Genomic DNA, 13,552 nt, shown 5'->3' with positions numbered 1-13,552 from the left:
TGAAAAAGCGGGACGCAGAGCGTCCGGATCGGCATTACACGCAGAGCGTGGGAACGATCAACTGAGCCGAACGCGGTCAAATGTGGGAGGGGGGCTTGCTCCCGATGGCGGCGGGTCAGTAAACTCATGTATCAACTGTAAAAACTGCTATGGGAGCAAGCCCCCTCCCACAACAACCAGAAGCAGATCTGCTGTGTATGCAAAGCCGCCTTTGATCTGCTTCAACCACTCAGGCCGCCGTGCTTTTGCTTTTGATCTGGAAGCGACCCGTTAAACCACGAGGGCCGCACCTTTTTACAACCGGAGCAAGCTGTTACTGTACCGACCATAAAAGCCCAAGCCGCCCGGATCGGATCTCTGACTTGAAGCGTCCCCTCCTTCTACTAATAAGTCTGGCCTTGAGCTTCGCTGCGAACGCGACGATTACCGAGAGCCACGGTTACACGCAGTTCGGCACACTCAAGTACCCGGCCAAATTCACCCACTTCGATTGGGTAAACCCTGCAGCGCCAAAAGGCGGAACCCTGCGGGTCATGGCCTTTGGCACCTTCGATACGCTCAACCCCTACACGTTCAAGGGCTCCAGCCCCGTCTCCACGCCCAATTTCCTGCAATACGGCGTCAACGAGCTGAACGAGCCGTTGATGGTCGGCACCGGCCAGTACGCCCCATCCGGCGATGAACCTACCTCCAGCTACGGGCTGATTGCCCAATCGGTCGAATACAGCGAAGACCGCAGCTGGGTCGTGTTCAACCTGCGCCCCGAAGCGCGCTTTCACGACGGCAAGCCGATCACCGCCGATGACGTGGCGTTTTCCTACCGCACGCTGTTGACCGAAGGCCACCCGCAGTACCGCACCAACCTGCAGGAAGTGGCGCGGGTCGACGTGCTCAACCGTCATCGCATCCGCTTTGTGTTCAAGCGCGCCGGCAACCCGTTGCTGATCCTGCGCCTCGGCGAATTGCCGGTATTGCCCCAGCACTACTGGAAAAACCGCGACTTCAAAGCCACCACGTTTGAACCCCCATTGGGCAGCGGGCCGTACCGCATCACCAAGGTCACCCCCGGCCGGCAACTGGTGTTCGAACGGGTCAAGGATTACTGGGGCAAAGACTTGCCGGTCAATCAGGGCTTCTACAACTACAACAAGGTGGAGGTGGAGTTTTACCGCGACAGCGACGTGGCGTTCGAAGCCTTCAAGGCGGGCGAATTCGACATCTATATCGAGCACCAGGCCAAAAACTGGGCCACCGGCTACGACTTCCCGGCGGTCAACCGTGGCGACGTGATCAAGGCGCAGATTGCGCACCAGATCCCGACCCAGAGCCAGGGCCTGTTCATGAACACGCGGCGACCCACCTTCGCCCAAACCAAGGTGCGCGAAGCGCTGGGGCTGATGTTCGATTTTGAATGGACCAACCGCAGCCTGTTCAGCAGCGCCTATAAACGCAGCTTGAGTTACTACCCCAACAGCGAGTTCTCGGCGACCGGCGTACCGGTGGGCCACGAATGGCTGATGCTTTCGCCGTACCGCGAGCAGTTGCCGGCCAACCTGTTTACCCAAGCCTTCAGCCTGCCGCAGACCGACGGTCGCGGCATCCCGCGCGAAACCCTGCGCCATGCGCTGGGGCTGCTGAGTGAAGCCGGCTGGAAGCTATCGGGGCAACGCCTGCTCAACAGTGACGGGCAACCGCTGCGCGTTGAGATTTTGCTGGTGAACCCGAACCTGGAGCGCATCCTGCAACCGTATGTCGAGAACCTGATCAGCATCGGTATCGACGCGCGCCTGCGTACGGTTGACCGCGCACAATACAAACAGCGCCTGGATCAGTTCGACTTCGACATGATCCTGATTACCCTCAACCAGACCCTGAGCCCGGGCCTTGAGCAGTGGCAGTACTTCCATTCCAGCCAAGCCGGCATCAAGGGCAGCAAGAACTACGCAGGCATCGCCAACCCGGTGGTCGACCACCTGCTGGAACAATTGCTCGCGGCGCAAACCCGCGAAGAACAACTGGCCGCCGGCCGTGCCCTTGACCGGGTACTGCTGTGGCAGCACTACAGCATTCCCAACTGGTACCTCAACTATCATCGCTTGGCGTACCGCAACCGGTTCGCCTTTGTCACCACGCCGCCCTACAGCCTGGGCCTGAGCGCATGGTGGCTGAAAGCTTCGGAGAAAGCCCAATGATGTTTTTGCGCAACGCTTTGCTGAGCAGCCTGTTGCTCTGCACGGCGGCGAACGCGGCGCCGCAACATGCGCTGACGCTGTACAACGAGCCGCCCAAGTACCCCGCCGACTTCAAGCATTTCGACTACGTAAACCCCGCAGCGCCCAAGGGCGGCACGTTTCGCGAATCGAGCATGGGCGGTTTCGACAGCCTCAACCCCTACATCAGCAAGGGCGTACCGGCAGATAATCTGCAACTGATCTACGACACCCTGGCGATACAGAGCCTGGATGAGCCCATCACCGAGTACGGGCTGGTGGCCGGCAAGATCGAAAAGGCCCCGGACAACAGTTGGGTCCGCTTCTACCTGCGCCCCGAAGCGCGCTTTCATGATGGCCACCCGATACGCGCCGAAGACGTGCTGTTCACCTTCGATGCGTTGATCAAGGACGGCTCGCCGCTCTACCGCACCTACTACGCCGACGTCGACGAAGTGGTGGCCGAAGACCCGCTGCGCGTGCTGTTCAAGTTCAAACGCACCAACAACCGCGAATTGCCGCTGATCCTCGGGCAACTGCCGGTATTGCCCAAGCACTGGTGGGCAACCCGCGACTTTACCAAGGGCAACCTGGAAATCCCGCTGGGCAGCGGGCCGTATAAGGTCGCCGAGGTCAAGCCGGGGCGCATGATTCGCTATGAGCGGGTAAAGGACTACTGGGCCAAGGACTTGCCGGTGACCCAAGGCCTCTACAACTTCGATAACCGCATCAGCGACTATTACCGCGACAGCACCGTGGCGCTCGAAGCCCTGAAGGCCGGGCAATTTGACTACTGGCTGGAGTTCAGCGCGAAGAACTGGGCCAACGCCTACAACATTCCCGCCGTCACCCAAGGGCGCCTGATCAAGGAAGAAATCCCCAACGGCAACCCGACCGGCATGCAGGGTTTTGTGTTCAACGTGCGCAAACCGATGTTCCAGGATGTGCGCGTGCGCAAGGCCATCAGCCTGCTACTGGACTTTGAGTGGAGCAACAAACAGCTGTTCAACGGCGCCTACGTGCGCACCCGCAGCTATTTCGAGAACTCGGAAATGGCTGCCACCGGCCTGCCTGGCCCGGACGAGACGGCGATCCTCGAACCGTTTCGCGACAAGATCCCGCCACAAGTGTTTACCGAAGCCTTCGCACCGGCTAAAACCGACGGCAGCGGCATGATCCGCACCCAGCAACGCGAGGCCTACCAGTTGCTGCAAGCGGCGGGCTGGAAGATCGTCGACGACAAGATGGTCGACACCACCGGCAAACCGGTGAGCATCGAGTTCCTGCTGACCCAAACCGATTTTGAACGGGTGTTGTTGCCGTTCAAACGCAACCTGGCCGACCTGGGTATCGACCTGGTGATTCGCCGGGTCGACGTTTCGCAGTACATCAACCGCCTGCGTTCGCGCGACTTTGACATGCTGGTGGGCAGCTTTCCGCAATCGACTTCGCCGGGCAACGAGCAGCGTGAATTCTGGCAGTCGTCCAGCGCCGACAAGCCCGGCAGCCGCAATTACATGGGCCTCAAAGACCCGGTGATCGACCAGTTGGTCGAAGCGTTGATCGACGCCGACTCGCGCAAAAGCCTGGTGGCGCACGCCAAAGCCCTCGACCGCGTGTTGCAGTTCGGCTACTACGTGATTCCCAACTGGCACATCAAAACCTTCCGCGTGGCGTATTGGAACCACTTGGGCCACCCTGCGGTGCCGCCGCGCTACGACGTCGGCACCGCCACCTGGTGGGCCAAACCCGAAGTAAAACCGGCGCTCTCACTGGGCACCACTGAAACCGCCGATCCGGCGAGCGGAGGCGATTAAATGCTGGCTTATATTGTTCGTCGCCTGTTGCTGATTATTCCGACGTTGCTCGGGATTCTGTTGATCAACTTCATCATCATCAGGCCGCGCCCGGTGGCCCGGTGGAACAGATGATCGCCAAGCTCGAAGGCTTTGACGGCGCCACCAGCCGCATTGCCGGTGGCGGGGCAGAGGTCTCGGTGGCCGGTTCCAGCTATCGCGGCGCGCAGGGCCTGGACCCGGCCTTGATCAAGGAAATCGAGAAGATGTACGGCTTCGACAAATCGGCGCCGGAACGCTTGTGGATCATGATCAAGAACTACGCCAAGCTGGATTTTGGCGACAGTTTTTTCCGTGACGCCAAGGTCATCGACCTGATCAAGGAAAAAATGCCGGTGTCCATCTCCCTCGGGTTATGGAGCACGCTAATCATGTACCTGGTGTCGATTCCGCTGGGGATCGCCAAGGCCACCCGGCACGGCAGCCATTTCGATGTGTGGACCAGCTCGGCGATCATCGTCGGCTACGCGATCCCGGCGTTCTTGTTCGCGATTCTGCTGATCGTGGTGTTTGCCGGCGGCAGTTACCTGGACTGGTTCCCGTTGCGCGGGCTCACCTCGAATAACTTCGAAGAACTGAGCCTGTTCGGCAAGGTCCGCGATTACTTCTGGCACCTCGCGCTGCCCGTCACCGCGCTGGTGATCGGCAACTTTGCGACGATGACCTTACTGACCAAAAACAGCTTCCTCGATGAAATCAACAAACAGTACGTGGTCACCGCCAAGGCCAAGGGCCTGACCAACCACCGCGTGCTTTACGGCCACGTGTTCCGCAATGCCATGCTGCTGGTGATTGCGGGTTTCCCATCGGCGTTTATCGGGATCTTCTTCACCGGCTCGTTGCTGGTGGAGGTGATCTTCTCCCTCGACGGCCTCGGCCTGATGAGCTTTGAAGCGGCGATCAACCGCGACTACCCGGTGGTGTTCGGCACGCTGTTTATCTTCACCCTGCTCGGGCTGGTGGTAAAACTGATCGGCGACCTTACCTACACCCTCGTCGATCCGCGTATCGACTTTTCCAGCCGGGAGCATTGAGATGAACTTATCCCCCCTCAATCGCCGCCGGTTCGAGCGGTTCAAGGCGAACAAACGTGGCTGGTGGTCGCTGTGGCTGTTCCTGATGCTGTTCGGGCTCAGCCTGGGCGCCGAATTGATCGCCAACGACAAACCGCTGGCCGTGCACTTCGATGGCGACTGGTACTTCCCGGCGCTCAAGCGCTACCCGGAGACCACCTTTGGCGGTGAGTTCCCGCTGGAGGCCAACTACAAGAGCCCGTACATCCAGGAACTGCTCAAGGCCAAGGACGCCTGGACGCTGTGGGCACCGATCCCGTTTGGCTACCAGAGCATCAACTACGACCTGCGGGTGCCGGCCCCTGCCCCGCCGTCGTCGGTCAACCTGCTGGGCACCGATGACCAGGGCCGCGATGTGCTGGCGCGGGTGATTTACGGCTTCCGCGTGTCGGTGCTGTTTGCGCTGACGCTGACCGTACTCAGTTCGATCATCGGCGTGATCGCCGGGGCACTGCAGGGTTTTTATGGCGGCTGGGTCGACCTCGCCGGGCAACGCTTCCTGGAGATCTGGTCAGGCTTGCCGGTGCTGTACCTGCTGATCATCCTCGCAAGCTTTGTGCAGCCGAACTTCTGGTGGCTGCTGGGGATCATGTTGCTGTTTTCCTGGATGAGCCTGGTGGACGTGGTGCGCGCCGAGTTCCTGCGCGGGCGCAACCTCGAATACGTGCGCGCGGCGCGGGCGCTGGGCATGCAGAACGGCGCGATCATGTTCCGGCATATCCTGCCGAACGCGATGGTTTCAACCATGACCTTCATGCCGTTCATTCTCACCGGCGCCATCGGCACCCTCACCGCGCTGGACTTTTTGGGCTTCGGCCTGCCCGCCGGCTCGCCGTCGCTGGGTGAACTGGTGGCCCAAGGCAAATCCAACCTGCAAGCGCCGTGGCTGGGCATGAGTGCCTTTGCCGTGCTGGCGATCATGTTGAGTTTGCTGGTGTTTATCGGCGAGTCCGCTCGCGATGCCTTCGACCCGAGGAAATGAGATGAACCAGGACAATCTGATCGAAGTCCGCGACCTCAGCGTCGAGTTCGTCACCGGCGAGCATCACCACCGCGTGGTCAACAATGTCAGCTTCGACATCAAGCGCGGCGAAACCCTGGCGCTGGTCGGCGAAAGCGGCTCGGGCAAATCGGTCACCGCGCACTCGATCCTGCGCCTGCTGCCCTACCCGCTGGCCCGCCACCCGTCCGGCACCATCAGCTACGCCGGGCAAGACTTGCTGACCCTTAAAGAGAAAACCATCCGGCACATTCGCGGCAACCGCATTGCGATGATTTTTCAGGAGCCGATGACTTCGTTGAACCCGCTGCACTGCATCGAAAAGCAGATCAACGAAGTGCTCGGCCTGCACAAAGGTCTGACCGGCAAGGTCGCCACCACGCGCACCCTGGAACTGCTTGAGCTGGTCGGCATTCCCGAACCGCACAAGCGCCTCAAGGCCTTGCCGCACGAACTGTCCGGCGGCCAGCGCCAGCGCGTGATGATCGCGATGGCGCTGGCCAACGAGCCGGAACTGCTGATCGCCGACGAGCCGACCACGGCGCTCGACGTGACCGTGCAACTGAAGATTCTGGAACTGCTTAAAGCGTTGCAGGCGCGACTCGGCATGGCGTTGCTGCTGATCAGCCATGACCTCAACCTGGTCCGCCGCATTGCCCACCGCGTGTGCGTGATGCAGCAAGGCTGCATCGTTGAGCAAGCCGATTGCGAGACGCTGTTCCAGGCGCCGCAGCACCCTTACACGCAAGAACTGCTGGCGGCTGAACCGAGTGGCGGGCCGGCGACCAATGCGGTCGGGCCGGCGTTGCTGGAAGTCGATGACCTGAAGGTGTGGTTTCCGATCAAGAAAGGCTTTTTGCGCAACACCGTCGATTACGTCAAGGCGGTAGACGGCATCAACTTCAGCCTGCCGCAAGGCCAGACCCTGGGCATCGTCGGCGAGAGCGGCTCGGGCAAATCCACCCTGGGCCTGGCGATTTTGCGCTTGATCGCGAGCACCGGCGGGATTCGCTTTGAAGGCCAGCCACTGGACCGCATGAGCCAACACCAAGTGCGCCCGCTGCGCCGGGAAATGCAGGTGGTGTTTCAGGACCCGTTCGGCAGCTTGAGCCCGCGCATGAGCGTCAGCGAGATTGTTGGCGAGGGCCTGCGGATTCACAAGATGGGCACGCCTGCCGAGCAAGAAGCGGCGATTATCGCGGCGCTCAAAGAGGTCGGCCTGGACCCGGATGCGCGGCATCGCTATCCGCATGAGTTTTCCGGGGGCCAGCGGCAACGCATCGCCATCGCCCGCGCGCTGGTGCTCAAACCGCGTTTGATTTTACTCGATGAGCCGACCTCGGCACTCGACCGCACGGTGCAGCGGCAGGTGGTGGAGTTGCTGCGGGGTTTGCAGGCCAAGTACAACCTGACTTACCTGTTTATCAGCCATGATTTGGCGGTGGTCAAGGCTTTGAGCCACCAGTTGATGGTAGTCAAGCATGGCCGCGTAGTGGAACAGGGCGATGCGCAGGCGATTTTTGCTGCGCCGCAGCATGCTTACACCCGGCAGTTGCTGGAAGCAGCCTTTTTGGTGCCTGCTGGTTAGATGGCAGTCGGCTTTTGCTCTTACTTGCCACTTGTCGCTTGCAACTGGCAGCTTCGAAACACGCCATAGCCAAACCCAACCCACACCAATGGAACTTTGCCGGGAAATAACCGCCTGAATCCGGTAGGCTCACCCTTTTTATTCAAGGAGTTACTCCCCATGGCCAAAGCCACCGCCCGTCACATCCTCGTTTCCACTGAAGACAAGTGCAACGAACTCAAGGCCCAGATCGAAGGCGGCGCCGATTTCGCAGAAATCGCCAAAGCCAACTCCAGCTGCCCATCCAGCCGTCAAGGCGGCGACCTGGGTTCGTTCGGCCCAGGCCAAATGGTTAAAGAATTCGACAGCGTCGTCTTCAGCGCCCCGGTCAACACCGTGCAAGGCCCAGTGAAAACCCAGTTCGGTTATCACCTGCTGGAAGTCACCAGCCGCCAGGACTGATCCAGTCTGCGCTGATGCTCTAAACAACGGCCCGCCTTTTGGTGGGCCGTTGTGCATGTGATGACTGGCGATGCTCAGGCCGTTAGCGTACAAACTCCCTATTATTCTTCGTCACCTGGCGTTCAAGGCTGATAATGCGATTGGCTTTTTCATCTCTGCTCAGCTCCACCCTGGCCCTGCTGTTGGCCAGTACCGCCGTGATCGCGGCCCCGCAGACGTACCTGACGGTGTACGGCGAACCGGCCAAATACCCCGCCGGCTTCAGCCATTTCGACTACGCCAACCCCGACGCCCCCAAAGGCGGCAGCCTGCGCCGCTCGGCCATCGAGATCGGGCGCTTTGACCACGTGCTGCCGTATATCGACAAAGGCATCGGCGTATCCCAGGTCGACGGCTGGCTCTATGCGCCGTTGGCCCAGCGTTCGCTGGACGAACCCTACACGGTGTATGGCCTGGTCGCGGAAAAGATGGAACGCGCCGACGACGGCCTGTCGCTGCGCTTTTACCTCAACCCCAAGGCGCGTTTCGCCGACGGTAAACCGATCACCGCCGAAGACGTGCGCTACAGCTTCGACCTCTGATGACCCAAGGCAGCCTGCGTTTTCGCACCCTGTTCGCCGACGTCAAGCACGTCGAAGTCGAAGGCGAGCGCCAAGTGCGCTTTGACTTTTCCAGCAATGAAAACCGCACGTTGGCGCTGGATATTGCGACCTTGCCAGTGTTCCCCGAGCACTGGTGGAAAACCCGCGACTTCGCCAACGGCGGCGGCTACGAAGCCCCGCTGGGCAGCGGCCCGTACACCATCAGCAAAATCGACTCGGGCAGCACCATCACCTTTACCCGCGACCCGGACTGGTGGGGCAAGGACTTGCCCGTGAGTCGTGGCCTGTACAACTTCAACCAGTTGAGCCTGGAGTATTTCGGCGACACCGAAGTCGCCCGCCAGGTGTTGCGCGGTGGCGCCTACGACTTCAACCGCGAATTCTCTGCCACCGGTTACTCGATCGGCTACAACGGCCCGGCGCTGGACGATGGCCGATTGCAGCGTGAGCACTTGGCCAAAGAAATGCCGCAACCGGCACAAGGCTATGTGTTCAACGCGCAAAAGCCGATGTTCAAAGACCGCCGCGTGCGTCAGGCCTTGGCGATGCTGTGGGATTTTGAATGGGCCAACCGGCAGATGATGCGCAACATGTACATCCGCCAGCAGAGCTTTTTCTCGAACAGCCCGCTGGCCGCGACCCAATTGCCGAGCAAAGACGAGCTGGCGATTCTTGAGCCGCTGCGTGGGCAAGTGCCCGACGAAGTGTTCACCCAAGTGTTCAAGGCGCCGGTCACCGATGGCAGCGGCATGATCCGCGACAAGCAGTTGCAAGCCCTGGCCTTGCTCGAAGAAGCCGGCTGGAAACCCGACGGTGACAGGCTGGTGAACGCCGAAGGCGAGCCGCTGGAGTTCACCTTTCTCAACGCGCAAAGCGGTGTGGAACGTCTGTTGCTGCCGTATAAACGCAACCTCGCGCAAATCGGTATCACCCTGAATATCCGCCGCATCGATTCCTCGCAATACGTGAACCGGGTGATGGCACGCGACTACGACATGATCGTCAGCGGCTTCCCGGTCACCACCTCGCCGGGGATGGAGCTGTATAACTTCTTCGGCTCGGCGGCCGCGTTCGACCCCGGCGCGAATAACTACATGGTGCTCCAGGACCCGGCCGTCGACAGCCTGATCAAAGGCCTGGTCAAGGCCGACACCCAAGCGCAGATGCTCACCTACGCGCATGCCCTGGACCGTGTGCTGCAATGGAATTACCTGTGGATTCCCAACTACTACCCGCCCGGCACGTCCGCCGCGTGGTGGAACCGCTTCGGTCGCCCGGCCATCGCCGCCAAAAACGACGAAGCGCTGGAAACCTGGTGGGAAATCAGCCCAACGCCACTGACGAATGAGCAAATGAACGCCGAGTTGAAAAAACGCGGAGGTGCCCACTGATGTTTGCCTATATCGTGCGGCGCCTGCTGCTGATTATCCCGACGCTGGTGATTATCCTGCTGGTCAACTTCGTGATCGTGCAGGCCGCGCCCGGCGGGCCGGTGGAGCAAGCCATCGCGCACTTGCAAGGCATTGGCGGCGGCGCTGTCGGTGGCTCGTCCGGTGAAGGCATCAGCGGCGGTTCGCGGGCCAGCCGTGGCCTGGACCCCAAGCTGATCCAAGACATCGAAAAGCAGTACGGCTTCGACAAGCCCGCCCCGGAACGCCTGTGGCTGATGCTCAAGAGTTACGCCCGGCTGGATTTCGGCAACAGCTTCTTTCGCGGCTCGACCGTCACCGACCTGATCCTGGAAAAAATGCCGGTGACCATCTCGCTCGGCCTCTGGGCCACGCTGATCACCTACCTGGTGTCGATCCCCTTGGGCATTCGCAAAGCCGTGCGCCATGGCAGCAGCTTTGATGTGTGGAGCAGCACCGCCATCGTCATCGGCTATGCCATGCCGGCGTTTCTGTTTGCGATGTTCCTGATTGTGCTGTTCGCCGGCGGCACCTCGTTGAACTGGTTCCCGGTGCGCGGGCTGGTCTCGGAAAACTTCGAAGAACTGAGTACCGTGGGCAAAATCGCCGACTACTTCTGGCACTTGGTGTTGCCGGTCACGGCACTGGTGATCGGCGGGTTCGCCACGCTGACCATCCTCACCAAAAACTCGTTCCTGAATGAAATCACCCGCCAATACGTCGTCACCGCGCGCGCCAAAGGCTTGAGCGAACGGCGCGTGCTGTATGGGCATGTGTTCCGCAACGCGATGTTGCTGGTGATTTCCGGGATTCCGCAGGCGTTTATCAGCGTGTTTTTCGCCGGTTCGTTGCTGATCGAGGTGATCTTCTCACTCGATGGCCTCGGCCGCATGAGCTACGAAGCCGCGGTGTCACGTGACTACCCGGTGGTGTTCGGTTCGCTGTTTATCTTCACCCTGTTCGGGCTGCTGATAAAACTCATCGGCGACCTCTGCTACACGTGGGTGGACCCGCGTATCGACTTCGCCGCGAGGAACGCCTGATGCTTGATTTGTCTCCGGTGGCGCGTCGGCGTTTCGAGCGCTTCAAAAAGAACCGTCGCGGCTGGTGGTCGCTGTGGCTGTTTATCGGCCTGTTTATCCTGACCCTTGGCGGCGAGTTGATCGCCAATGACAAGCCGCTGGTACTCAGCTTCAAAAACCAGCTGTATTTTCCGGTGTTCAAGCGCTACACCGAGCAACAGTTCGGCGGGCAGTTGCCGTTTCAGGCCGACTACCGCAGTGACTACGTGCAAAAGCTGATCAAGCAAGACGGCGGCTGGATGCTGTTTCCGCCGGTGCCGTTCAGCGCTGACACGCCCAATTACGAACTGAGCCGCCCTGCCCCGAGCCCGCCCTCGGCGGTGAACTGGCTGGGCACCGACGACCAGTCGCGGGATGTGTTGGCGCGCGTGCTGTTTGGCGCACGCGTGTCGATAGTGTTTGCGTTGGCGCTGACCGCGATCAGCGCCGCCATCGGCATCGCCGCCGGCGCGTTGCAGGGTTACTACGGCGGCTGGGTGGACTTGCTCGGCCAGCGCATTCTGGAAGTGTGGTCCGGGCTGCCGGTGCTGTACCTGCTGATCATCCTGTCGGGGTTTGTCGAGCCGAACTTCTGGTGGTTGCTGGGCATCATGGCGCTGTTTTCGTGGCTCGCGCTGGTGGACGTGGTGCGTGCCGAGTTCCTGCGCGGGCGCAACCTGGAATACGTCAAGGCCGCACGCGCCCTGGGCTTGGGCGACGGCAAAATTATCCGCCGGCACATCCTGCCGAACGCTATGACCGCCACCTTGAGCTACCTGCCGTTTATTTTAACCGGCGCGATTTCCACCTTGAGCGCCCTGGATTTCCTCGGCTTCGGCATGCCGGCAGGCAGTGCGTCGCTGGGCGAGCTGATCGCCCAAGGCAAGCAGAACCTGCAAGCGCCGTGGCTGGGCCTGACGGCGTTTTTCACCTTGGCGCTGATCCTGTCGCTGCTGGTATTTATCGGCGAGGCGTTGCGTGATGCCTTCGACCCCCGTGCATGAGTGAGTCTGTATGAGCGACAACCTGATCGAGATCCGCGACCTGTGCGTCGCTTCAGCGGCCAGAGCGTGGTGCGTAACCTGAGCCTGGAAGTACGCCCCGGCGAGTGCCTGGCGCTGGTCGGTGAGTCGGGCTCGGGCAAGTCGGTGACGGCGCATTCGATTTTGCAACTGCTGCCGGAAGGCGGCACGCACACCACCGGCTCGGTAAAGTATCGCGGCCAGGAGTTGATCGGCGCCTCGCCGGCGACCCTGCAAAAACTGCGCGGCAACCGCATTGCGATGATTTTTCAGGAGCCGATGACCTCGCTTAACCCGCTGCACAGCATCGAAAAACAGATCGGCGAAACCTTGCTGTTGCACAAAGGCTTGGGCGGCAAGGCGGCGCAGGCGCGCATCCTCGAATTGCTTGAACTGGTGGGCATCCAAAAGCCGCAGGAACGCCTCAAGGCTTACCCGCATCAACTCTCCGGCGGCCAGCGCCAGCGCGTGATGATCGCCATGGCGCTGGCCTGCGAGCCGGAACTGCTGATCGCCGACGAACCCACCACCGCACTCGACGTGACCGTGCAGCGCAAGATTCTGTTGCTGCTCAAGTCGCTGCAACAACGTTTGGGCATGTCGTTGCTGCTGATCAGCCACGACCTCAACCTGGTGCGCAGCATTGCCCAGCGTGTGTGCGTGATGCGCGCCGGCGAAATCGTCGAACAGGCCGATTGCCAAGCGCTGTTCAGCGCCCCGCAACACCCTTACAGCCGCCTGCTGCTGGACGCCGAACCTGCGGGCAATGCGCTGTGCAGCGAGGCGCGCGAAACCGTGTTGCAGGTCGACGACCTCAGCGTGCAATTCCCCTTGGGCGGCGGCATGTTCCGCCGCAAAACCTACTTGCGCGCGGTGGATGGCATCAGCCTCAGCGTACAGCGCGGCAAGACGCTGGGGATTGTCGGCGAGTCCGGCTCGGGCAAGTCCACTTTGGGCCAGGCGATCCTGCGGTTGCTCGACTCCACCGGCAGCATCCGCTTTCAGGGTGAAGCGCTTCACCTACTGAGCAATCAGCAAATGCGCCCGTGGCGCAAACAGATGCAGGTGGTGTTTCAGGACCCGTTCGGCAGCTTGAGCCCGCGCATGAGCGTCAGCGAGATTGTTGGCGAGGGCCTGCGGATTCACAAGATGGGCACGCCTGCCGAGCAAGAAGCGGCGATTATCGCGGCGCTCAAAGAGGTCGGCCTGGACCCGGATGCGCGGCATCGCTATCCGCATGAGTTTTCCGGGGGCCAGCGGCAACGCATCGCCATCGCCCGCGCGCTGGTG

General features: G+C 61.0%; 7 protein-coding genes and 3 pseudogenes. All 10 read left to right on the top strand.

The window, feature by feature from the left end; translation table 11 throughout:
- Positions 1 to 362: 362 nt before the first annotated feature.
- Positions 363 to 2,192: an extracellular solute-binding protein gene (locus F0169_RS15520; protein ID WP_152747003.1), complete on the top strand. Its 1,830-nt coding sequence runs from the start codon at positions 363 to 365 to the stop codon at positions 2,190 to 2,192.
- Positions 2,189 to 4,027 (top strand): extracellular solute-binding protein, encoded by a 1,839-nt coding sequence (locus F0169_RS15515; RefSeq protein ID WP_152747002.1) that lies wholly within the window; start codon positions 2,189 to 2,191, stop codon positions 4,025 to 4,027. The genes F0169_RS15520 and F0169_RS15515 overlap by 4 nt, the downstream gene beginning before the upstream one ends.
- Positions 4,028 to 5,100: pseudogene (locus F0169_RS15510) on the top strand (microcin C ABC transporter permease YejB).
- A 1-nt stretch (position 5,101) separates the two neighbouring features.
- Complete coding sequence (locus tag F0169_RS15505) at positions 5,102 to 6,121, top strand: ABC transporter permease (protein WP_152747001.1); 1,020 nt, start codon at positions 5,102 to 5,104, stop codon at positions 6,119 to 6,121.
- Between the two features lies 1 nt (position 6,122).
- Positions 6,123 to 7,727, top strand: a complete 1,605-nt coding sequence (locus F0169_RS15500; protein ID WP_152747000.1) for an ABC transporter ATP-binding protein — start codon at positions 6,123 to 6,125, stop codon at positions 7,725 to 7,727.
- A 159-nt stretch (positions 7,728 to 7,886) separates the two neighbouring features.
- A complete protein-coding gene (locus tag F0169_RS15495) occupies positions 7,887 to 8,168 on the top strand; it encodes a peptidylprolyl isomerase (RefSeq protein ID WP_058412590.1) in 282 nt (93 codons plus the stop codon).
- Positions 8,169 to 8,302: 134 nt separating this feature from the next.
- Positions 8,303 to 10,161 (top strand): annotated as a pseudogene (locus F0169_RS15490) (extracellular solute-binding protein).
- Positions 10,161 to 11,222, top strand: coding sequence for a microcin C ABC transporter permease YejB (locus F0169_RS15485; RefSeq protein WP_152746999.1), 1,062 nt, complete (start codon positions 10,161 to 10,163; stop codon positions 11,220 to 11,222). Before F0169_RS15490 ends, F0169_RS15485 begins: the two are co-directional and overlap by 1 nt.
- A complete protein-coding gene (locus tag F0169_RS15480; RefSeq protein ID WP_122251471.1) occupies positions 11,222 to 12,244 on the top strand; it encodes an ABC transporter permease in 1,023 nt (340 codons plus the stop codon). The genes F0169_RS15485 and F0169_RS15480 overlap by 1 nt, the downstream gene beginning before the upstream one ends.
- A gap of 10 nt (positions 12,245 to 12,254) precedes the next feature.
- Positions 12,255 to 13,552 (top strand): annotated as a pseudogene (locus F0169_RS15475) (ABC transporter ATP-binding protein); the annotation flags it as partial.

Source organism: Pseudomonas kitaguniensis (genome assembly GCF_009296165.1).
GTDB lineage: Bacteria > Pseudomonadota > Gammaproteobacteria > Pseudomonadales > Pseudomonadaceae > Aquipseudomonas > Aquipseudomonas kitaguniensis.
This window is presented reverse-complemented; position numbering and strand designations above follow the sequence as displayed.

Excerpts from the sequence above, each read along its gene's own strand:
- F0169_RS15515 (WP_152747002.1), top strand. The coding sequence starts at position 2,189 with ATGATGTTTTTGCGCAACGCTTTGCTGAGCAGCCTGTTGCTCTGCACG.
- F0169_RS15505 (WP_152747001.1), top strand. The coding sequence starts at position 5,102 with ATGAACTTATCCCCCCTCAATCGCCGCCGGTTCGAGCGGTTCAAGGCG.
- F0169_RS15500 (WP_152747000.1), top strand. The coding sequence starts at position 6,123 with ATGAACCAGGACAATCTGATCGAAGTCCGCGACCTCAGCGTCGAGTTC.
- F0169_RS15495 (WP_058412590.1), top strand. The coding sequence starts at position 7,887 with ATGGCCAAAGCCACCGCCCGTCACATCCTCGTTTCCACTGAAGACAAG.
- F0169_RS15485 (WP_152746999.1), top strand. The coding sequence starts at position 10,161 with ATGTTTGCCTATATCGTGCGGCGCCTGCTGCTGATTATCCCGACGCTG.
- F0169_RS15480 (WP_122251471.1), top strand. The coding sequence starts at position 11,222 with ATGCTTGATTTGTCTCCGGTGGCGCGTCGGCGTTTCGAGCGCTTCAAA.